This window comes from Acinetobacter sp. HA, assembly GCF_000264725.1.
Classification (GTDB): Bacteria; Pseudomonadota; Gammaproteobacteria; order Pseudomonadales; family Moraxellaceae; genus Acinetobacter; species Acinetobacter schindleri.
In genome coordinates this window covers 13,313-34,301 of sequence record NZ_AJXD01000085.1, presented here as the reverse complement: position 1 = coordinate 34,301, position 20,989 = coordinate 13,313, and the positions used below count along the sequence as shown (strand labels likewise).

The 20,989-nt window shown below is 42.8% G+C and carries 18 protein-coding genes; 6 read left to right on the top strand and 12 right to left on the bottom strand.

The genetic code is table 11. From position 1 onward, the window contains the following. Positions 1-17: 17 nt before the first annotated feature. On the bottom strand, positions 18-218 hold the full coding sequence (locus HADU_RS11895) for a dodecin family protein (protein ID WP_004813529.1): 201 nt from the start codon (positions 216-218) through the stop codon (positions 18-20). Positions 219-620: 402 nt separating this feature from the next. Between HADU_RS11895 and HADU_RS15680 the strand changes: the two genes are divergently transcribed. The 5 genes from HADU_RS15680 (at position 621) to HADU_RS11880 (ending at position 3,870) form a co-directional block, all read left to right on the top strand. Continuing rightward, complete coding sequence (locus HADU_RS15680; RefSeq protein ID WP_004813532.1) at positions 621-776, top strand: hypothetical protein; 156 nt, start codon at positions 621-623, stop codon at positions 774-776. A gap of 273 nt (positions 777-1,049) precedes the next feature. Next, positions 1,050-1,229: a hypothetical protein gene (locus tag HADU_RS11890; RefSeq protein WP_004813533.1), complete on the top strand. Its 180-nt coding sequence runs from the start codon at positions 1,050-1,052 to the stop codon at positions 1,227-1,229. A 9-nt stretch (positions 1,230-1,238) separates the two neighbouring features. After that, on the top strand, positions 1,239-1,508 hold the full coding sequence (locus tag HADU_RS15920) for a hypothetical protein (RefSeq protein WP_227499360.1): 270 nt from the start codon (positions 1,239-1,241) through the stop codon (positions 1,506-1,508). Positions 1,509-1,549: 41 nt separating this feature from the next. After that, positions 1,550-2,656: a hypothetical protein gene (locus tag HADU_RS11885; RefSeq protein WP_008306747.1), complete on the top strand. Its 1,107-nt coding sequence runs from the start codon at positions 1,550-1,552 to the stop codon at positions 2,654-2,656. An 83-nt stretch (positions 2,657-2,739) separates the two neighbouring features. Next, positions 2,740-3,870 carry a hypothetical protein gene (locus HADU_RS11880; protein WP_004813537.1) on the top strand — a complete coding sequence of 377 codons (1,131 nt, stop codon included), beginning with the start codon at positions 2,740-2,742 and terminating at the stop codon, positions 3,868-3,870. 70 nt (positions 3,871-3,940) lie between these two features. Here the strand turns inward: HADU_RS11880 and HADU_RS11875 are convergent, their stop codons facing one another. From HADU_RS11875 to HADU_RS11850, 6 genes are all read right to left on the bottom strand, one after another. Beyond that, positions 3,941-4,201, bottom strand: a complete 261-nt coding sequence (locus tag HADU_RS11875) for a hypothetical protein (RefSeq protein ID WP_004813538.1) — start codon at positions 4,199-4,201, stop codon at positions 3,941-3,943. Positions 4,202-4,401: 200 nt separating this feature from the next. Beyond that, positions 4,402-6,321, bottom strand: coding sequence for a molecular chaperone HtpG (gene htpG / locus HADU_RS11870; protein ID WP_004813541.1), 1,920 nt, complete (start codon positions 6,319-6,321; stop codon positions 4,402-4,404). A 112-nt stretch (positions 6,322-6,433) separates the two neighbouring features. After that, the gene (locus HADU_RS11865) at positions 6,434-6,778 is read right to left on the bottom strand and encodes a lysozyme inhibitor LprI family protein (protein ID WP_004813543.1); all 345 of its coding nucleotides are present in this window, start codon (positions 6,776-6,778) and stop codon (positions 6,434-6,436) included. A gap of 166 nt (positions 6,779-6,944) precedes the next feature. Further along, complete coding sequence (locus HADU_RS11860; RefSeq protein ID WP_004813545.1) at positions 6,945-7,547, bottom strand: OmpW/AlkL family protein; 603 nt, start codon at positions 7,545-7,547, stop codon at positions 6,945-6,947. 272 nt (positions 7,548-7,819) lie between these two features. Next, positions 7,820-9,187, bottom strand: a complete 1,368-nt coding sequence (locus HADU_RS11855) for a Na+/H+ antiporter family protein (protein WP_004813546.1) — start codon at positions 9,185-9,187, stop codon at positions 7,820-7,822. A 99-nt stretch (positions 9,188-9,286) separates the two neighbouring features. Then, complete coding sequence (locus tag HADU_RS11850; protein WP_004813549.1) at positions 9,287-10,153, bottom strand: alpha/beta fold hydrolase; 867 nt, start codon at positions 10,151-10,153, stop codon at positions 9,287-9,289. Between the two features lie 116 nt (positions 10,154-10,269). Here HADU_RS11850 and HADU_RS11845 point away from each other — a divergent pair, with 116 nt between their 5' ends. Continuing rightward, a complete protein-coding gene (locus tag HADU_RS11845) occupies positions 10,270-10,761 on the top strand; it encodes a DUF4442 domain-containing protein (protein ID WP_008306741.1) in 492 nt (163 codons plus the stop codon). Between the two features lie 69 nt (positions 10,762-10,830). On the opposite strand, the gene HADU_RS11840 is transcribed toward HADU_RS11845, so the two are convergent. The 5 genes from HADU_RS11840 to rpoB all read right to left on the bottom strand — a co-directional run bounded on the left by HADU_RS11840 (position 10,831) and on the right by rpoB (position 20,807). Beyond that, positions 10,831-11,187 carry a hypothetical protein gene (locus HADU_RS11840; RefSeq protein WP_004813553.1) on the bottom strand — a complete coding sequence of 119 codons (357 nt, stop codon included), beginning with the start codon at positions 11,185-11,187 and terminating at the stop codon, positions 10,831-10,833. Between the two features lie 140 nt (positions 11,188-11,327). Further along, a complete protein-coding gene (locus HADU_RS11835) occupies positions 11,328-11,870 on the bottom strand; it encodes a hypothetical protein (protein ID WP_004813554.1) in 543 nt (180 codons plus the stop codon). Positions 11,871-11,992: 122 nt separating this feature from the next. Then, a complete protein-coding gene (locus tag HADU_RS11830; protein ID WP_004813556.1) occupies positions 11,993-12,208 on the bottom strand; it encodes a hypothetical protein in 216 nt (71 codons plus the stop codon). A 153-nt stretch (positions 12,209-12,361) separates the two neighbouring features. Continuing rightward, positions 12,362-16,561 (bottom strand): DNA-directed RNA polymerase subunit beta', encoded by a 4,200-nt coding sequence (gene rpoC, locus HADU_RS11825; protein ID WP_004813557.1) that lies wholly within the window; start codon positions 16,559-16,561, stop codon positions 12,362-12,364. 157 nt (positions 16,562-16,718) lie between these two features. Beyond that, positions 16,719-20,807, bottom strand: a complete 4,089-nt coding sequence (rpoB, locus tag HADU_RS11820; protein WP_008306739.1) for a DNA-directed RNA polymerase subunit beta — start codon at positions 20,805-20,807, stop codon at positions 16,719-16,721. Between the last annotated feature and the right edge of the window lie 182 nt (positions 20,808-20,989).

Genomic DNA, 20,989 nt, shown 5'->3' with positions numbered 1-20,989 from the left:
ATTTTTTTGTTCTGTATTTATTCGACCAGAAAACTGATTTTAAGATTGACCCGATATTCAGTAATTTTATTGTCTTTGATGACAACTTTTTGTTCATTAATCCAGGCACCCTGAACATTCTTGACGGTTTCGGTGACCTTAGCAATGCCAGTCTGAATCGCATCCTCAAAGCTCTTATTGCTACTCGAATTAACTTCAACAACTTTTGCAATCGCCATGATGTAACTCTCTTTTTGGTGAGTGAAGCGTCATCATAATGGATTTAAATCCTGAGCAAACGTTCCTTAAACATCGGACAGCAAATCCTTACATGTGTTTTACAATACCGTGTTCACCTCAGTCTAATCAGCATGGCATCACCTTTTAAATCTTTCATATAAAAATCTTTATTCTTATTTAAATTATTATTTTTTAAATAAGCCTTATGAAGAATGAGTTTTCTCGAGATTAGAGTAAAAGTTCTAATTTATTGTTTTTTATAAATAAAATTTTATTATTTTTTATAAAATTGCCGAATCAATCATTTTTTAATACTGCCGCTTTGGTATCATTTTCACACAAATAAGGTTCTATTTTCTCCCAGTTCAATATATTGAACATCAGCTCATAAAGGTCATATTATGAACGCAATTAAATTTGTTTTGGCTGCAACGGTAATGGCGCTTTCAGTAACTGCAACTGCGCAGATTGTCTACACACCTGACTTTCCAGTAAAAAAAGCGGCTGCCGTTGAAACTGTTGCGGCGGATACTACTGAAACTGTAAAAGAAGCTTAATTTTCTAGCTTCTTTCTTAAAAAAAACAGGCTGAAATATTCAGCCTGTTTTTTATTTTTGCAGTACTACATGACAGAAAACGATTAAATTTATTTTCAAGCTTATTTCAATTACCTAAATATTTTGATCCATGATTCATCCAGGTGATCTTCCACACCCTTCAAAATTTTATCGCGCTACATTTCTAGAAAATAATTGATAAAAAATAACATTTTTATATTTTCCCTCCATATAATCAAAAAATGATCATTTTTATATGTGACAAGTTTTGCCATGAATGAATTGCAAGCTTTAGTACAAGGTCAAATTTCGCCACAGGCGATTCCGATTGATCATCTTTTGCAGTTAGCCGAACGTTATACTGACCCTAACTCAACTGAATATAAACTGATTGAACTGGCTGCCAATATCATTCTGGCCAAAAGCCTGGATAAAGCACTTAAATATTTATAATAGATGACGATGATGAATGCTCTTGAAAAAGTACGCCTGATTAAAGAACTGCATGAATTAGGACATGATCTGGATCATCGTAGTCTCAGCTTATATGAAGTAGTCCGCTCTAAAAAACGTGTGCAAGAAATTTTCCAGCAGTGCAATGAGCCTGTTTTCAAGAAACAGCTGCTGGCATTCAGAACCCGTCTTCAACCTGAACTTGCTGCACAGGAATTTGCTCGAGAAACCCATTATTACCATAGCTTCCGTGGTTTTTTCTCAATGCAGATCATCTGAAAGAAGCCCTGTATGCTCACCCGCTTTCAGGTTGGGCTTTCTTGCATGATCCTAAACGTGGCTGGCAAATCTGGCTGATCCCAGCACCTCAACGTACTGCATTGATCAGTGAATGGAACCTTGATATAGAGCAGAGCTTTAGCTGGCTGTTACACCAGCAACAGCTTTCTTCATGTTTGAAAAGTGATCATGAATTACAAGCTACTGCGACCCCATTGTCTTTAGAGATGGTTGAAGAAAAGCTTCCTGAACCCTCTACAAATACTTATATCTCCAAACATGAGATTTGGGCGAATCCTCAAGTTTTGCCCGTTCAACAAAAAGCTTCAAATGTGCTTCAAATAATCGTACCTTCAGCAGAATTAGATTTAAGGCATTCAGAGCCAGACGAACCACAAGTAGAGAATAAGGAAAGCGTCGCAGTACCTGATATTCCAGCGACCCTAGAATTCCAGGATTTATTATTTCAGGTTTCTGACTTCAGCTTGGTCGAAGTAGGTAATCATCATCTTTTTGAATTAAGTCTGGCTTCTGATTCATCCCTGCAACATCTCAAAATGGCTTGGCATTATCAGGAACATATAGAGTGGAACTCTCAACCAGTTTACCTGGCTGAGCAGATAGATAGCATGGGACGCTTTAGCCACTATTGTATGCTATTAGGGACAAGTGAATGGCAGCAAGCCATACAGTTAATGCAGTTCTGGGGACAACAACAGAATTATCATATTGCTGCTATTAAAACGATTAGCGCTGTTGAATTAGATACTAAATTCTTGCAGCTTGATTCACTCTATCAAACTTATTCCGAACAGGCCCGATTGATCTGGCAACAAGAGGATTATTTTCCATTTATTCCTCTGCATCAGATTACCACCAAAAAATTCATTCTATTTGATGAGCAGCCAGCCAACTTTCATACTCCCCTTCTATTACTACAGGAACGTCAAAAATTGCGTGTGATTCATGGGGAACAACGTCTTAAGCTGTCTTCCACGGAACAGATGTATCCGTGCTTGATTCTAAAACGTGATCAGCAAATTAACTGGCAGCTGATCCACCAGATTCTGCTGGAGATTAAAGAGCCTGTGGCGGTAGCAGAACTTTATGCAAGCATCCTGGATAAGGCTTTGGAAAAATTGATGTAATTTTGTAGTTCTGGTTGCTTTTATTAGATGCAATTCTGCAAACTTATTCTTGAAATATAAAGAAAAAGAGCAAGAATAGCCCTATGAAAAAAAGCCGGATTTTGCCCGCATCTTTCTTACTGATCAGTTTAACAAGTGTTAGCCCGATACTTTGGGCCGGGCTTGATCAATCTTCTGATACAAGTCAAACAGCCGAGCCTGATGAGCAGGAAGCAGAGCCTTCCAAAAGCTTTAGCTTCCTTGACTATATTCCGCGATTCATAGATAGCACACCTACTTTTTTACCGGAGCAGTCGAGTGAACCCATCGTTCCCAGTACCCATGAGACTGAGGAAAATACCTGGGTAGATCGAAAACAAAAAGGGATTCGTCACTGGACTAACCGTACTGCAAATAAAATTGACAACTGGTTTGGTGAACCCGATGAAAATGAACCTGCACGTGCCACCCTGAGAGTGATCGTGGATAATAGCTGGAACAAATATGATGAATATGAAGTCAAACCCCGTATTCGCGGCAGAATCAAGCTTCCCACATTAGAACGTAAACTCAGTGTAGTCTTTGGAGATGACAGCCTCGATAATGAACTGAATGACAATGTCACAATTACCAATGAGAATCCAGGCAATGCGCCTGACAGACGGCTGGACCGTAGCCGGACACGAGAAAATAACAGCTCTCTCGCATTGCGCTGGTCGGAACTTTCTAAAAAACTCCCTTTTGAAACTGATCTGGATCTGGGGGTTCGTTCTGGCGATGATATCTATGTCCGTGTAAAAGCAAGTCGAGATTGGGCACTACATAATGACTTCTCATTTCATGCCGAACAGATCTATCGTTACGGGATTGATAGTGAAAACTATCTGCGAACCAACCTGGAATTAACCCATGCGCGCCCTAATCAACCTTTTCTCTCTAACCAGTTCAGCCTGATCTATGCAGATGAACAGGATGATGATTTACGCTGGAATAATTACAGTTTTCGACAGCACCAGTTCTTTAATGCTCACCGTTTCAGCTACGGTCTTTATACTGGTGGTTATATGAATGATACAGACCTACGTCTGAATACTTGGGGACCTTATGTTTCCTGGCGCCAGCCCTTTCTTCGAGAATGGTTCTTCGTACAGACGGATGTCAATTATTTAAATGACCATCGTGAAGATCGGAATCATTACCTAGGCGCCGCAGTCCGCTTAGAAGCTATTTTCTAAAATCAGTAACGTTAGATATGCAAAAGCCCATGTCAGATGGGCTTTTTCAATCCGATACAATCGTCATTCATTAAATTTTGCTAAACATAATACGGTCTGTACGCATTACACGTTTAGGTTGCAAAGATGGTTGATCCAGAGTGGCTTTGTTAAACACTACACGATCGGTACGCTGTACACGTTCAACCTGTTGAGCTTCCATTTTCATAGGTTTATAGAAACTTATACGATCAGTACGCACCACTTTTTCAGCACTGGTATTCGCCATAGCAAGCTGGCTTGTGGACATAAGTACAGCAGTTGCCAAACTCATTACAATTACTGATTTCATGATCTATATCTCTATTAACTTAACAATCGTTATTATAAATTATTTTTTATTTTATTATCTGTTTATCAAATGAAATACTTTAATGTATTTTTTATTTTGATGATGGGTTTTCCAGATTAAAGCCCTTTTATAGTCTAATATTTCCAGTGAATAGTCATAAAAAAACCCTTCTATAAGAAGGGTTTTTCTAACTCTGAAAATTAAGCTAATAACAGACTGTTAATACGCTTTACATACTCCGCCGGATTCTCTGGTAAACCACCTTCAGCAATTACTGCCTGATCAAAGATGACATTGGCCAGGTCATCAAACTGGGTAGAGCCTTCCAATTTTTTCACCAATGGATGTTCAGGGTTGATCTCTAAAATCGGTTTCATATCCGGTACAGGCTGGCCCGCATCTTTCAGCATACGGATCAATTGTGGTGATAACTCCCCTTCCCCCGTCACCAGACAGGCTGGTGAATCTACCAGACGAGTTGTTACACGCACTTCCTTAGTTTTATCCTTCAAGGAATCCGTCAGTTTATCGACTACAGGCTTAAACTGCTCAGCAGCTGCTTCAAGCGCTTTCTTCTCTTCAGCATCTTGCAGATCACCAAGATCTACTGCACCCTTAGATACATTTTGCAACGGCGTACCATCAAACTCATGCACGAAGTTCATTGCCCATTCATCTACGCGCTCAGACATCAGTAGAACTTCAATACCTTTTTTCTTGAACAGTTCCAGCTGAGGGGAATTTTTCGCTGCATTCAGACTGTCAGCCGTTACATAATAAATAGCCTTTTGACCTTCCTTCATACGAGCTTTATAGTCTGCCAATGAAGTACTGATTTCATCATTGGTTGAGGTCGCATAACGCAGTAATTTCAGGATACGCTCACGGTTACTAAAATCTTCACCCAAACCTTCTTTCAGCACAGCACCAAATTCACGGTAGAAAGTTTTGAAGTTTTCCTGATCTTTTTCATCTTCAGACTTGGCCAGATTATCCAGCATGGTCAGGATACGACGTGTATTGCCTTCACGAATCGTTTTGACGTCACGGCTTTCCTGTAGTAATTCGCGGCTTACATTTAATGGTAAATCTGCACTATCCACCACACCTTGTACAAAGCGCAGATAGTTTGGAATCAGGTTATCCGCATCATCCATAATAAAGACACGTTTCACATACAGCTTAATCCCTGCTTTAGCATCACGGGTGAAAATATCCTGTGGAGCCTTGCTCGGTACATAAAGCAGCTGGGTGTATTCCGTGCTACCTTCCACACGATTATGTGTCCAAGCCAGCGGTGCAGCAAAGTCATGAGTCAGGTTCTTATAAAACTCGACATACTGTTCTTCAGTAATCTCAGATTTATTCCGAGTCCATAAAGCACTGGCAGAGTTGATCGCTTCCCACTCGTCCGTCTTCACATATTGACCACCTTTTGGTGTTTCACCCTCTGCAGCTTCTTCTTCCTGCCAGACTTCTTTCTGCATCTGGATAGGCAGGCTGATATGGTCAGAATATTTATTAATAATCTGCTTTACTTTATAGCTTTGCAGATAATCCAGAGCATCTTCACGCAAATGCAGGATAATGTCCGTACCACGGCCATTTTTAGTGATCTGTTCAACTTCGAAATCACCTGTACCACCACTGATCCAGCGTACACCTTCAGACTTGTCCGCACCTGCACGACGGGATTCTACGGTGATCTTATCCGCTACGATGAAACCTGAATAGAAACCTACACCGAACTGACCGATCAGCTGAGCATCAGCTTTTTGATCACCAGTGAGTTTGGACATAAAGTCTTTGGTCCCTGATTTGGCAATCGTCCCCAGATTATCAATGGCTTCTTGCTGGCTTAAGCCAATGCCATTGTCTGAAATAGTAATGGTTTTGTTGTCTTGATCGAGGCTAACCCGTACACGCAGGTCAGGTTCATTTTCATAATATTCAGGATGATTGATCCCTTCAAAGCGTAACTTATCACATGCATCTGAAGCATTTGAAATCAATTCACGCAGGAAAATTTCAGGGTTTGAGTATAGCGAATGTGTCACGAGGTGCAGTAACTGCGCCACCTCGGCCTGGAAACTATGCTTTTGTGCGTTTGACTCGCTCATTCTTTACTCCTTTCATTCTTGGAAACAGACTTAAGCTGATGCCTATATGGATGGAGTGAGTTGTTTAATTTTCAATAGTATCTAGTGATTTTCATGCAAAAAAATTCACCACTTAAAATGGTCCTTGACGATAGACCCGGTCAAATTGCAAGTCGATCTGTTGCTGGCGCATTTTATACACCTGCGTCAGACAGTCGACAGACTCCTGACACTGATCACGAAACTGTAACCACTTGACCTGATCTCGCTGAATGACCGAGCGCGTACCCATGGGCACAAGATGACGGATAATATTGTAACTGGTGGCCATTTTGACATCGGCATCATTCAGTGTCCGATGCTGGCAAATCGCCTTTTCAGTTTGTGACTGAGCCTTCTGGCAGTCGAAACTTGCCGCATGGCTTTGAGTCGTCCAGACCATAAAGAAGACCAATCCACTTCTAAGCAACCATTTCATTCTTGATCTTCCTATTCTCTTTATTATCTTCAGATTATCTTTAACTTTATTGCATTCAATATATTTGAACAGGGCGAATCTGCTCAATTAAATCACGTTATAAATCGTTGTTATTTTGCAAAAAAAAGCCCTATCCGTAGATAAGGCTTTTGGATAATTCCAAAAATTAGAATTTGTAGCTATAGCCAATGGTGTAAACCATAGGATCAATATCTAGATCAAATTTAGCTGGTACATCTCCAGTCAAAGTAACTTCAGGGCTAATTTGTGCATAACGTGCATCAAAGTAAACACCCCAGTTTTTCGCATCAGCTGGTTGATAGCCGAAGCCTACCTGTCCAGCAAAGCCAAAATCTTCTTTTACATCTACGTCAGTATCGCCTAGACCTTTTGTACGTTCATCCCAAGCAACAAATACTGTACCACCTACACCAATGTATGGAGTAAAGCGAGTTGAGTTTTTAAAATGATACTTTGCAGTCAGTGTTGGTGGTAAATGTTTAATTCGCACTACATCCGTACCATTTAATTCAACATCATGATTAATAGGTGCTGCAAGTAATAATTCTGCAGAGATGTTGTCATTAAAGAAATATTCAACCGATGGTGTAAATGCTAATTCATCCGCAGCTTTTAGCTCAGCATCTGGGCCAAGCTGATACTCACCAGTCGGAGAAACAACCGAGCCACCTACCTTAACTTGCCACTGGCCTGCCATCGCAGATACTGAAAGACCCATTAATGCAATTAGAGCAACTTGCTTTAACATTTTTAATACCCCACGGGAAGAATAATTATTAAGAAAAATATACCTTAATTAATAATAAACATGGTTAAAATTAATATGCAATAGATATTATAAAATCAAATTATAAGTATTATTTAAGTATATGTAATTAATATATATTTATTTTAATCTGACCAACCCGGTTGGATTAAAACACCAACCAAGTTAATCTGATTTAATTATTATTTATTCCAAGCAGACAAGTCAGAATTAATAGGCACTAATTCAAATAAAATGTGTGAAACATCACACAATCAAAGCACCATTGCCGCAATCCAGCCAAAAATCAGCAATGGAATGTTGTAGTGGATAAAGGTTGGAATCACACTGTCCTTCATATGGTCATGTTGACCATCCATATTCAGGCCAGACGTTGGGCCAAGGGTAGAATCTGACGCTGGCGAACCTGCATCCCCCAATGCCGCAGCAGTACCAATAATGGCAATAGTTGCTTCAGGACTAAAGCCAAACTGAATGCATAACGGTACATAAATGATGGCTAGAATTGGCACAGTCGAGAATGATGAACCGATCCCAAGAGTTACTAGCAGACCAATCAAGAGCATTAAGAAGGCTGCAAGTGCTTTACTTTGACCAATCCATTCTACAGAGGCCTGAACCAGCGCTGGCACCTGATTGGTTGCTTCAATGACTGAGGCGAACCCCTGGGCAGCGATCATAATGAAACCAACCAGTGCCATCATACGCATACCGGTAATGATCACATCATCTGCTTCTTTCCATTTAAAGATTCCGGCACAGCTAAGAATTGCTACGCCCACCAAACCTGCAAGAATCATAGAATCTGAATACAGCTGCACAGCCAGCGTTGCTACAACTGCAATCACTGCCATCCAGATGGTGAACTTGGCAATTTGAGGTCGAGCTGCCTGCTGTTCTACGCCCAGTTCGGCAGAAATACTCTGCTGCTGTTCGACCTGGATATCTTTATACACACGTGGCTTACGATAGCTGATAAAGATCGCAACCAGCAAACCGATAAACATGCCAAATACAGGAAGCGCCATGGCAGCTGGAATCTGGTCATAGGTGATCTGGAAGCCATAAGCTTTACCAAAAGTATTGATATTCTGACCCAAAATATCATTCAGGAAGATTGCACCAAAACCAACTGGAATCAGCATATAGGTCGCAACCAGACCAAATGTCAGCAAACAGGCCACCAGACGGCGGTCTAACTGCAAGTGATTAAATACAATCAATAAAGGCGGAATCAACACAGGTATAAACGCAATATGCACAGGAATCACGTTTTGAGAGAAGACCGCTGCAATTGCAACAGTTGCAAAAATCATATATTTAACACGATTTTGTGCTTTGATATCAGCCTCACCTTTTAAGGTACTAATCATCTTATAAGCCAAAAGATCAGGCAGGCCTGAACGTGCCAAAGCTAAAGCAAATGCACCTAAAATACCGTAAGCCAAGGCAATTTTAGCACCACCACCCAGGCCATTGTTAAATGCATCTAAAGTTCCCTGCAGGCCTAGACCCGCCAGCAAACCACCAAGAATAGCACCAATGACCAGGGCAAAAACCACAGGTACACGTGCCAAGGAGAGTCCACACATGACTCCGATAGCAGCAAGAATCGCAAACATAATGAATTGGGAATGAGAGAAAGGGAGGTATTTTATCAGAAAATGCGAATAAAAATTCCCCTACATTTTTATCAATCCAAATCCATCTTTGTGACTGGATTAAGCATGCTGTTGAGTAAACTCACGGATAGACTCTGCAATAAGTTTTGGCTGGCTTAAGATTGCCCAATGATTGGCATCTAGCTCTACCCTGGAAAAGGTTTGCACCCATTTTGGCATTTCATCAACTAGTTGCGGACTGACGAAGTTATCCCGCTTTAGCACAATGGCCTGTACCGGACAGATGGCATGGCGTTCACGAGGTTTAAGCAACCGTGGAATAAAATTGGCCCGATACAGCCCAACGCCATATTTTCCATCTTTGACAATATTCTGGTTCAATGGCAGTCCTTCTTTGCCTTCCAATTCCCGAATAATTTTGCCCCAGCGCTCGGGATTGAAAAAATTCCATGCAGTTGGTGCCAGCCAAGGCAATTGAAACATGGCGATATACCAAGACTTGCTTAATTGTTTAAAAAATCTTGATCGGTTTTGCTTGAACTGATTCCGCATCCAGAAGGCGGCATGATCCAGACAGGGACCTGAAATCGTGGTAAAGGAAAGAATACGGCCTTCGAATCTTGGGTCAGTTACCGATTCCCAAGACTGAATCGAACCCCAGTCATGGGCGACCAAATGAAAAGATTGTCCTGGAAGAACGGCATTCACCACTTCCTCCAAATCCATACTCAGACGCTCTAGATGATAATCACGGATATATTTGGGAATAGATGAATCCCCTGCACCACGCACATCATAAGTAACGATAAAATAATCCGGCAGATAGACAATTACATTTTTCCAGACCTCCTGATGATCCGGATAGCCATGCACCAAAACCAAAGCAGGCTTGCTGATATCACCAAAAGTTCTTACTGCAAGACGCTGCTGATCACTGGTTGCCACCCATTGAGTTTGTGTTTCCATTTGGTCTTCCTTTATTGTTATTGACCGTTTATTTTATAACTCGGCATGATTTATCAATGCCATCACAATTTTGTTGTTCTAGTATGCATAGCTATACAAGAAAAAAGAATGTCAGTATGAGCCTATTACGTAAAATTCAAAGCCTGCCTTTGGTCACTAAATTTATCTTAAACCGTTATGCACCCTATCGTGGAGCGGGTATCGAAATTGATGAACTGGATTATGCCAATTATCATATTCGCGTGAAAATGCCACTAACTCGTAAAAACCAGAATATTGTCGGCGTACATTTTGGGGGTAGCCTGTATTCCATGGTCGATCCCTTCTACATGCTGCTCCTGATGCATCATCTGGGACCAAAATATATTGTCTGGGATAAAGAAGCGACCATCCAATTCCTTTCTCCAGGCCGCGGAACCGTGTATGCAGACATACGCATTGATGCTGAAGAAGTGAAAACTATTATGAATTTGGCGGCTGATCATGCTCCTGTCTATCGTAACTATCAGGTCGATATTTATGATGATTCAGGTGTACGTATTGCAGAAGTAAAAAAGACCTTATATATCCGTCGTAAAAAACCCAAAGCTCTTTTTAAAGATAAATAGGAATTGGATCAACACAATAAAAGCGCCTGTACAGGCGCTTTTATATATTAATACCAGATAGGGCTGTGATTAACGGCGTTGCTCAATCGCCGCGCCTGCACCACCACCGATCGCACCACCGATTGCTGCACCAGCGTTACCACCAAAAATACTCTTACCAACGGCTGAGCCAACAGCGCCGCCTACACCACTGTAGGTTGCATTGCGGTTAGAGCCACCTTGGGTTTTACTTCCGACAGCGGCACCAGCACCACCACCAATAGCAGAACCCCAGCCGCCGCCGACACTATTACCCACACCACCACCGACTGCGCCACCGAGTGCTGCCGCACCTACACGTTGATCACGGGCAGACATATTTTCACAACCTGCTAACATAAAGGTTGAAACTGTCACCGCAGCCACTACGCCAATTAACTTTTTCATGATCCAGCCCCCTGTTCGATTCCTCTGTCTTATGAGTTAAGAGTAACCGGAATTTAAGGAGCGATTTATAACAAGATGTTAAATCTTGAAACTCCCCTACGCTATTTTGTAAATAGCACATGAAATGGGATCTTTTAAGTTTATTCCGCAGTATCTACTATTATCAAATCACGAGAGGTTGCACCATCTTCAGTCATCACGGTATGGGTTACCTTGGTTTTATCCGTACCACTATGTTGCTGCAATTGTAGAGTACGTTTTACAGGTTCAGCCTGATCTTTTTTAAACTCGATACCTTCAGCATCAATAGTCCTGATTTGCTGGAGGATTTCACCGTCCTGCTTCAATGTCGTATTGAATTCAATTTTAGAGGTGGGAACAATCACGCCCCCCTTTTGAATCACTGGAATTGACAGTTTTTTATCTGAGAACTGCCCCAGAGTGTCATCAAATACCACTTCTTTAGCAACAATATCCTTGCCTTTATTGGTGATTTCCAGAATCGTGGCTTCAACATGACGTACAGGTTGCTGTCCTTCTACCCGACGCAGCACTTCAGTTTTTAATACAGGAACCACAGCTTTATCTTCAACCATAATAGTATTGGGCATAGGTGCTGCAAATGAAACAGTTGAGACTACGAATAATGTGGTAACCGCTAATTTTTTACTTATAGAACGCATTTTTCCCTCTCAATAAAAAATAAGTACCGAGCTTAACAAGCGGCACTTGTACTACAGATCATCGGTATGGATTAATAAGTAGCAATGATCAGTGCCTAAATAGATGTAAAGCTTGTTTTACTTTATTGAGTAACAGCTTCTGATGTTGCAACGTCATCTGTTTCTAATGGTGCCGCATCCAAAGGTTGAGCTTCTTCATTTGCAGCTGTTTGATCTACAACTTCAGTTTCATCCGCGGCTGTAGTGTCGCCAGGTGCTGTATTTTCTGCTTGATCTTTAGAACACGCTGTCAAACCGAGTGCTAGCAGTAGTACAACTGAGATTGCTAAATTTTTCATCTTACTGTTCCCATTTAAGTTTATGTTTTCCTCAGAAATACTGGCATATTTTAGGGTTTGATTTCAAATCATTGTTTAAAAGTGCTGATTTGACAACATCCAGCCATAAAAAAAGCCACCCGAAGGTGGCTTTTTCTGATTTAAAGTGTCTGATTACAGACCGTTAAACTCATCATTAAATGCTTGGCTAAGCGCTTGGTCTACATCAGAGAAGTCATTATGCAGTTCAAATTCTGCAGCTTCTGCTTCTTGACGACGACGCTCCAAGTGGTAAGCCAGACCTGTACCCGCTGGGATCAGACGACCTACAACTACGTTTTCTTTCAGACCGCGTAGATCATCTTCTTTACCTGTTACAGCCGCTTCAGTTAACACACGAGTTGTTTCCTGGAACGATGCAGCAGAGATGAACGAATCAGTAGAAAGTGACGCTTTGGTAATACCCATCAATTGACGTTCAAACTTCGCAGGGAACTTGTTCTGAGCAAGCAATGCTTGGTTCTCTTGAGCAACGCGGATGTAATCCACCTGTTCGCCTTTGATGAAGCTAGAATCACCACCATCAGTGATTTCAACTTTACGCAACATTTGACGTACGATCACTTCGATGTGCTTATCGTTGATTTTTACACCTTGCAGACGGTAAACGTCTTGAACTTCATTCACGATGTAATTGGTCAACGCCACTTCACCTTTCAGACGTAAGATGTCATGCGGGTTCTGTGGACCATCAGAAATCGTTTCACCACGGTTCACATGTTCGCCTTCGAACACGTTAATGGTACGCCATTTCGGAATAAGCTCTTCGTAGATCTCTGAACCATCATCCGGAGTAATTACCAGACGGTTCTTACCTTTGGTCTCTTTACCGAAGCTTACGATACCAGACACTTCTGCAAGGATCGCATGTTCTTTCGGCTTACGTGCTTCGAACAAGTCAGCTACACGCGGCAGACCACCGGTAATATCACGAGTACGTGAAGATTCTTGTGGTACACGACCAATTACATCACCCACACCAATTGTTTCGCCATCACGGACAGAAAGAATTGTGTTTTGTGGCAAGAAGTAGAACTGTTCGCCACCATCTACTGTGTCAAGCACAACAGCAGGACGTAAATCTTTACCAGAAGCAGGACGCGCTGTAACAGGCAAGATCTCAACAGTCGTCATACCAGTTGCATCATCAGTTTTCGATGTTGCAGTTACACCATCAGCAATCTGGCTGAAGCGAACTTTACCAGCTACTTCTGTTACCAGTGGATGTGTATGCGGATCCCAAGTCGCCACGATACCGCCCGCTTCTACAGCTTCGCCATCTTTCAGCAGAATAGACGCACCGTAAGGGATCTTGTAACGTTCGCGCTCACGACCTAGATCATCTGCAATACCGATTTCACCTGAACGTGAAGTTGATACCAAGTGACCTTTCGCGTGTTGTACAGTTTTCACATTGTGGAAACGTACAGTACCTTTGTTACGAACTTGTACGCTGTTTGCAGCAGAAGTTCGGCTCGCAGCACCACCCACGTGGAACGTACGCATGGTTAACTGTGTACCTGGCTCACCAATTGATTGAGCAGCCATTACACCCACAGATTCACCAGGGTTCACTTGATGACCACGTGCCAAGTCACGACCGTAACATTTCGCACATACACCGAAAGTAGAGGCACAGTTTACAACTGAACGTACTTTGATTTCGTCAATACCCGCGTTTTCAATAAACGTAGCCAGTTTCTCGTCAATTAAGGTATTACGAGGAAGAAGAACTTCGTCTGTACCCACTTTCTTAACGTCTTCAGCAACGACACGACCCAGTACTCGAGTACCCAGGTTCTCGATCACGTCACCGCCTTGAATGAACGGCGTCATTACAAGACCATCATAAGTACCACAATCTGGCTCAGTGATGACCAAGTCTTGCGCAACGTCTACCAGACGACGAGTCAGGTAACCAGAGTTCGCTGTTTTCAGTGCTGTATCGGCCAAACCTTTACGCGCACCGTGTGTTGAAATGAAGTACTGAAGTACTGTCAGACCTTCACGGAAGTTCGCTTTAATTGGCGTTTCAATGATCGAGCCATCCGGTTTCGCCATCAGACCACGCATACCAGCCAACTGACGAATCTGAGCTGCGGAACCACGGGCACCGGAGTCAGACATCATGTAGATGCTGTTGAATGATTTCTGTTTCTCATCTTCACCCTGTTTGTTCTTAACAGTCGTGTAAGACAAGTTGTCCATCATCGCTTTCGCTACCTGGTCGTTGGTACGTGCCCAGATATCGACAACTTTGTTATAACGTTCGCCGGCAGTTACGAAACCTTGTTCGAACTGTTGTTCGATTTCACGAACTTCAGCTTCCGCTTTACCAATAATTGCCTGTTTGTTTGGTGGAATCAGCATGTCTTCCATACCAACAGATACACCTGAACGCGTCGCTTGACGGAAGCCTAGGTACATCAACTGGTCAGCGAAGATAACAGTATCTTTCAGACCCAGTTTACGGTAGCAAGAGTTGATTAACTTCGAGATGTTCTTTTTGGTCATCTCAACGTTAATTTGCTGGAAGTCCATACCTTCAGGAACAACTTCCCAAAGCAAGCAGCGACCAGGGGTTGTATCAACAATGATGGTTTCTTGACGACGGTTACCATCTTCATCAATCACAGTTTGGTGTACACGTGCTTTCACGCGAGCATGTAGATCAACCTGACCAGTTGCAAGTGCACGGTTTACTTCGTGAGTATCCGCGAACACCATGCCTTCACCTTTGGCATTGATTGCATCACGTGTGATGTAATACAAGCCCAACACAACGTCCTGAGACGGTACGATGATTGGTTCGCCGTTCGCTGGAGACAAGATGTTGTTGGTTGACATCATTAACGCACGAGCTTCTAACTGAGCTTCAAGTGTTAATGGTACGTGTACCGCCATTTGGTCACCGTCGAAGTCGGCGTTAAATGCCGCACAAACTAACGGGTGAAGACGGATCGCTTTACCTTCAATCAGAATAGGTTCAAATGCTTGAAGACCTAGACGGTGAAGTGTTGGTGCACGGTTCAACATGACTGGATGCTGACGGATCACAGATGCAAGTACGTCCCAAACTTCTGGAGTCTCACGCTCAACCATTTTCTTCGCAGCTTTAATGGTGGTTGCTTGGCCAGATGCTTGTAGTTTCGCAAAGATGAATGGCTTGAACAGTTCAAGTGCCATTTTCTTCGGAAGACCACATTGGTGAAGACGTAGGTTTGGACCTACAGTAATTACCGAACGACCCGAGTAGTCAACACGCTTACCAAGTAAGTTTTGACGGAAACGACCCTGTTTACCTTTGATCATGTCTGCCAAAGATTTAAGAGGACGTTTGTTCGAACCGGTAATTGCACGACCACGACGACCGTTGTCTAACAATGCATCCACAGACTCTTGAAGCATACGTTTTTCGTTACGTACGATAATGTCTGGCGCTGCAAGGTCAAGAAGACGCTTCAAACGGTTGTTACGGTTGATCACACGACGGTAAAGGTCGTTCAAATCAGAAGTCGCGAAACGACCACCTTCAAGTGGCACAAGCGGGCGAAGATCTGGTGGAAGTACTGGAAGTACGTTCATTACCATCCATTCTGGCTTGTTATTCGATTCTTTGAACGCTTCCATAAGTTTCAAACGCTTAGACGCTTTTTTCAACTTAGTTTCAGAAGTCGTTACAGGAATCTCTTCACGCAGGCGAGAAATTTCGGCTTCAAGATCGATGTCTTTCAACAAGTCCTGAACTGCTTCCGCGCCCATTTTCGCTGTGAATTCGTCACCGTGTTCTTCTAAGGCATTGAAGTATTCTTCATCATTTAGAAGCTGGTATTTCTCAAATGGAGTCATACCTGGATCGGTGACAACGTAAGATTCGAAATACAATACGCGTTCGATATCACGTAGCGTCATGTCTAGAAGAAGACCAATACGGCTAGGTAGTGATTTCAGGAACCAGATGTGTGCAACTGGAGAAGCCAGCTCGATGTGACCCATACGTTCACGACGAACTTTTGCAGTTGTTACTTCAACGCCACATTTTTCACAAATGACGCCTTTGTATTTCATACGCTTGTATTTACCACACAAGCATTCGTAATCTTTTACTGGACCAAAGATTTTGGCACAGAATAAACCATCACGTTCTGGCTTGAACGTACGGTAGTTGATGGTTTCAGGCTTTTTAACTTCACCATGAGACCACGACTTAATCATTTCTGGTGACGCAAGACCAATACGGATGCGATCAAACTCTACTGGAGCATGACCATCTGAATCCGTCTTTTTGCGCATGATATCGAGCAAGTCTTTCAATTTTTTTCTCCGTGTGTTGTGGAGATTTTCACTCAACAACTGGGTCACAAATATTGTTTTTACTGAAATTTGGGAATTTTAAGAATCCCCCTAAATCCCCCTTTAAAAAAGGGAGGACTTCTCCCCTCTTTCTCAAAGAGGGGTCAGGGGAGATTTCTTAGTCACCATTTTTCAGTTCAATGTTGATACCTAAAGAACGGATCTCTTTGGTCAATACGTTGAACGATTCAGGCATACCTGGGTCCATGTAATGGTTACCATCTACAATATTCTTATAGATACGGGTACGACCTTCAACGTCATCCGATTTCACAGTAAGCATTTCCTGGAGTGTATATGCTGCACCGTATGCTTCCAGTGCCCATACTTCCATCTCACCGAAACGCTGACCACCGAATTGTGCTTTACCACCAAGCGGTTGTTGCGTTACTAGAGAGTAAGAACCAGTAGAACGCGCATGCATCTTGTCGTCAACCAAGTGGTTCAGTTTCAGCATGTACATGTAACCTACAGTTACCGGACGGTCGAAACGTTCACCAGTACGGCCATCATACAATACTGTTTGACCAGTACGTGAAATGCCACCAAGCTCTAACAATTCTTTGATTTGCGATTCTTCAGCACCGTCGAATACTGGAGTTGCCAAAGGAACACCTTTACGCAGGTTACCAGACAATGCCAAGATTTCCTCATCAGTCAGGCTATCAAGATCTTCTTGCTCGCCACCAACTTTGTTGTAAATCTTGTCTAAGAATTCACGAAGCTCAAGTACCGTACGTTGCTCTTGAAGCATCTTGTCGATTTTGTCGCCAAGACCTTTGGCGGCCATACCCAGGTGAGTTTCAAGAATCTGACCCACGTTCATACGTGACGGTACGCCTAGCGGGTTAAGAACGATATCAACTGGTACACCGTTAGCATCGTGTGGCATGTCTTCTACCGGCAAGATGTTAGATACAACACCCTTGTTACCGTGACGACCCGCCATCTTATCACCAGGCTGGATACGACGTTTAACCGCTAGATAAACCTTAACAACTTTCAGTACGCCAGTTGTAAGTTCATCGCCTGTAGATAATTTGCGTTTCTTCTCAGCAAACTTTTCATCAATTTCAAGGCTCTTCTCTTTCAAGAAAACTTGAATTTGAGTTAAACGCTCAGCAATTGCTTCATCTACTGGTTGGATGTCCAACAGATCAACAAGCTCTAAACCAGACAAAACATCTTCAGACAGTTTGTCACCGCGTTTAGTTGTGCCACCACCGTTAGATTCCTGACCTTTCAACAGACGAACAATACGTTCACGTGCTGCTTCTTCGAAGATTTTGTATTCTTCTTTCAAGTCTTTACGGTAAGCATCAAGCTGAGCTTTTTCAATTGCTTGCGCACGTTCGTCTTTTTCAAGACCATCACGTGTAAACACTTGAACGTCAATCACTGTACCTTTAGTGCCCGATGGAACACGTAAAGAAGAGTCTTTTACGTCAGCTGCTTTTTCACCGAAAATTGCGCGAAGCAGTTTTTCTTCAGGTGTTAACTGAGTTTCACCTTTAGGTGTTACTTTACCTACCAGGATGTCACCAGCAGTCACTTCAGCACCGATATAAACGATACCAGACTCATCCAGTTTAGAAAGTGCAGCTTCACCCACGTTCGGGATATCGGCAGTAATTTCTTCAGCACCCAGTTTAGTATCACGTGCAACACATGAAAGTTCCTGGATGTGGATAGACGTTAAACGGTCTTCCTGAAGTACACGCTCAGATAACAAGATCGAGTCTTCATAGTTGTAACCGTTCCAGGTCATGAATGCTACGCGCATGTTTTGACCCAGTGCCAGTTCACCGCCATCAGTCGATGGACCATCAGCAAGAACGTCACCGCGACCCACTTTATCGCCCATGTTCACAAGAACTTTCTGGTTGATACAAGTGTTCTGGTTAGAACGTGTGTATTTGATCAGGTTGTAGATATCTACACCTGCTTCGCCCGCAACCATTTCGTCTTCGTTGACACGAATCACGACACGAGAAGCGTCTACATATTCAATACGGCCACCACGTTTCGCGATCACACATACACCAGAGTCATGTGCTACGTTCGCTTCCATACCGGTACCAACCAGTGGCTTGTCAGCGATTAACGTAGGAACTGCCTGACGTTGCATGTTTGAACCCATCAATGCACGGTTCGCATCATCGTGTTCAAGGAACGGAATCAGTGATGCAGCTACAGATACCACCTGCTGAGCAGATACATCCATATGCGTCACTTTTTCTGGTGGAATACGTACGAATTCACCTTGGTGACGTACAGATACGAATTCTTCAGTCAGGTTGCCATCTTTATCGATTGCAGAGTCGGCCTGTGCGATAACAGTACCTACTTCTTCGATTGCAGACAGGTATTCAACTTCATCCGTTACACGACCATCAACAACTTTACGGTAAGGCGTTTCTAAGAAACCAAAGTTGTTACATTTTGCATATACAGAAAGCGAGTTGATCAAACCAATGTTTGGACCTTCAGGCGTTTCAATTGGACAAACACGACCGTAGTGAGTTTGATGTACGTCACGTACTTCGAAGCCAGCACGTTCACGCGTCAAACCACCAGGCCCAAGCGCTGATACACGACGCTTGTGAGTGATTTCAGACAATGGGTTGTTTTGGTCCATGAACTGAGATAACTGGCTTGAACCAAAGAATTCCTTGATTGCAGCAGCCACTGGCTTCGCATTGATTAAATCTTGCGGAGACAGGTTATCAGTTTCAGCCTGTGATAGACGTTCTTTAACCGCACGCTCTACACGAACCAGACCGACACGGAATTGGTTTTCAGTCATTTCACCAACTGAACGAACACGACGGTTACCCAAGTGGTCGATATCATCGACTTCACCCTTACCGTTACGAATTTCAACTAATGTTTTCAATACATCAGTGATATCGTCGTTCGAGAGGATACCTTCAACTTCACGTGACTTCTGGTCTGTACCCACTTCGTAAGGACGACCCAAACGACGGTTGAACTTCATACGGCCGACTGGCGACAAGTCATAACGCTCAGAAGAGAAGAACAGGTTGTTGAACAGGTTTTCAGCAGCTTCTTTTGTTGGTGGCTCGCCTGGACGCATTACTTTGTAGATTTCTACTAGTGCTTCTTCACGACCTGTCGTCGTATCGGCACGTAATGTATCCGCGATGAATGAACCACGGTCGATATCATTTGTGAACAGTAAGTTGAACTGCTTCACGCCGCCTTCTGCAATTTTCACCATGATTTCATGACTTAATACAGTATTGGCCGCGATCACATCGCCATCTTTTAACTGGATGTCTTCAGCAGTGATACGTTCGTACAGGTATTCATCAGGCACTGCAAGTTTTTCAAGACCTGAAGCTTCCATTTGACGTACGTGACGTGCGTTAATACGTTTACCTTGCTCAACAATGATCTTGCCGTCTTTGTCAGCAATATCAAATTGTGCCATTTCACCACGCAGGCGTTCTGGAACAAGGTCAATCTGATAGCTACCCATATCAAGATATACAGGCACTTTCTCATAGAACATGTTCAGAATTTGTTCGTTGTTATAACCCAACGCACGAAGTACCACAGTCGCAAGCAATTTACGACGACGGTCAATACGTACATAGACTAGGTCTTTGGCATCGAATTCAAAGTCTAACCATGAACCACGGTAAGGAATGATACGCGCAGAATAAAGGACTTTACCACTTGAGTGAGTTTTACCTTTATCGTGGTCAAAGAATACGCCTGGTGAACGGTGTAATTGAGATACGATTACACGCTCGGTACCGTTAATTACGAAAGTACCGTTATCCGTCATCAATGGCATTTCGCCCATATAGACTTCTTGTTCACGTACGTCTTTGATCGATTTCGTTTCACGATCTTTCAGGATCAAACGAATCTTCACACGCATTGGTGCTGCATAAGTTGAGCCACGAAGAATACATTCGCGTACATCAAACTCAGGCTTACCAAGACTATACTCAACAAATTCTAAAGCAGCATTGCCAGAATAACTTTCAATAGGAAAAACTGAACGAAATGCGGCTTGGAGACCGATATCTTCGCGGTTTTTTGGTGATTTGCCATCTTGTAAGAATGTTCTGTACGAGTCGACTTGAATCGAGAGCAAGTACGGAGCATCCATAACGCTAGGCAATTTACCAAAATTCTTACGGATCCGTTTCTTTTCGGTATATGAGTATGCCATCTGGAGTCCTCGGAAAGTGTAAACTAAGCCCGCCTGCAGAACGGGCTCAGAAGGAATTACGCTGGCCGATATGGCCACCACTCTTTACAAATGCTGCAATTTTTAGTGGTATTAAAACGCTTAACAATATTTTTTACTGCAAAAATATTGGTAAGCATTTGATCAATTATGTTTGTTTTTTA

Excerpts from the sequence above, each read along its gene's own strand:
- HADU_RS11895 (WP_004813529.1), bottom strand. The coding sequence starts at position 218 with ATGGCGATTGCAAAAGTTGTTGAAGTTAATTCGAGTAGCAATAAGAGC.
- HADU_RS15680 (WP_004813532.1), top strand. The coding sequence starts at position 621 with ATGAACGCAATTAAATTTGTTTTGGCTGCAACGGTAATGGCGCTTTCA.
- HADU_RS11890 (WP_004813533.1), top strand. The coding sequence starts at position 1,050 with ATGAATGAATTGCAAGCTTTAGTACAAGGTCAAATTTCGCCACAGGCG.
- HADU_RS15920 (WP_227499360.1), top strand. The coding sequence starts at position 1,239 with ATGATGAATGCTCTTGAAAAAGTACGCCTGATTAAAGAACTGCATGAA.
- HADU_RS11880 (WP_004813537.1), top strand. The coding sequence starts at position 2,740 with ATGAAAAAAAGCCGGATTTTGCCCGCATCTTTCTTACTGATCAGTTTA.
- HADU_RS11875 (WP_004813538.1), bottom strand. The coding sequence starts at position 4,201 with ATGAAATCAGTAATTGTAATGAGTTTGGCAACTGCTGTACTTATGTCC.
- htpG (WP_004813541.1), bottom strand. The coding sequence starts at position 6,321 with ATGAGCGAGTCAAACGCACAAAAGCATAGTTTCCAGGCCGAGGTGGCG.
- HADU_RS11865 (WP_004813543.1), bottom strand. The coding sequence starts at position 6,778 with ATGAAATGGTTGCTTAGAAGTGGATTGGTCTTCTTTATGGTCTGGACG.
- HADU_RS11860 (WP_004813545.1), bottom strand. The coding sequence starts at position 7,547 with ATGTTAAAGCAAGTTGCTCTAATTGCATTAATGGGTCTTTCAGTATCT.
- HADU_RS11855 (WP_004813546.1), bottom strand. The coding sequence starts at position 9,187 with ATGTTTGCGATTCTTGCTGCTATCGGAGTCATGTGTGGACTCTCCTTG.
- HADU_RS11850 (WP_004813549.1), bottom strand. The coding sequence starts at position 10,153 with ATGGAAACACAAACTCAATGGGTGGCAACCAGTGATCAGCAGCGTCTT.
- HADU_RS11845 (WP_008306741.1), top strand. The coding sequence starts at position 10,270 with ATGAGCCTATTACGTAAAATTCAAAGCCTGCCTTTGGTCACTAAATTT.
- HADU_RS11840 (WP_004813553.1), bottom strand. The coding sequence starts at position 11,187 with ATGAAAAAGTTAATTGGCGTAGTGGCTGCGGTGACAGTTTCAACCTTT.
- HADU_RS11835 (WP_004813554.1), bottom strand. The coding sequence starts at position 11,870 with ATGCGTTCTATAAGTAAAAAATTAGCGGTTACCACATTATTCGTAGTC.
- HADU_RS11830 (WP_004813556.1), bottom strand. The coding sequence starts at position 12,208 with ATGAAAAATTTAGCAATCTCAGTTGTACTACTGCTAGCACTCGGTTTG.
- rpoB (WP_008306739.1), bottom strand. The coding sequence starts at position 20,807 with ATGGCATACTCATATACCGAAAAGAAACGGATCCGTAAGAATTTTGGT.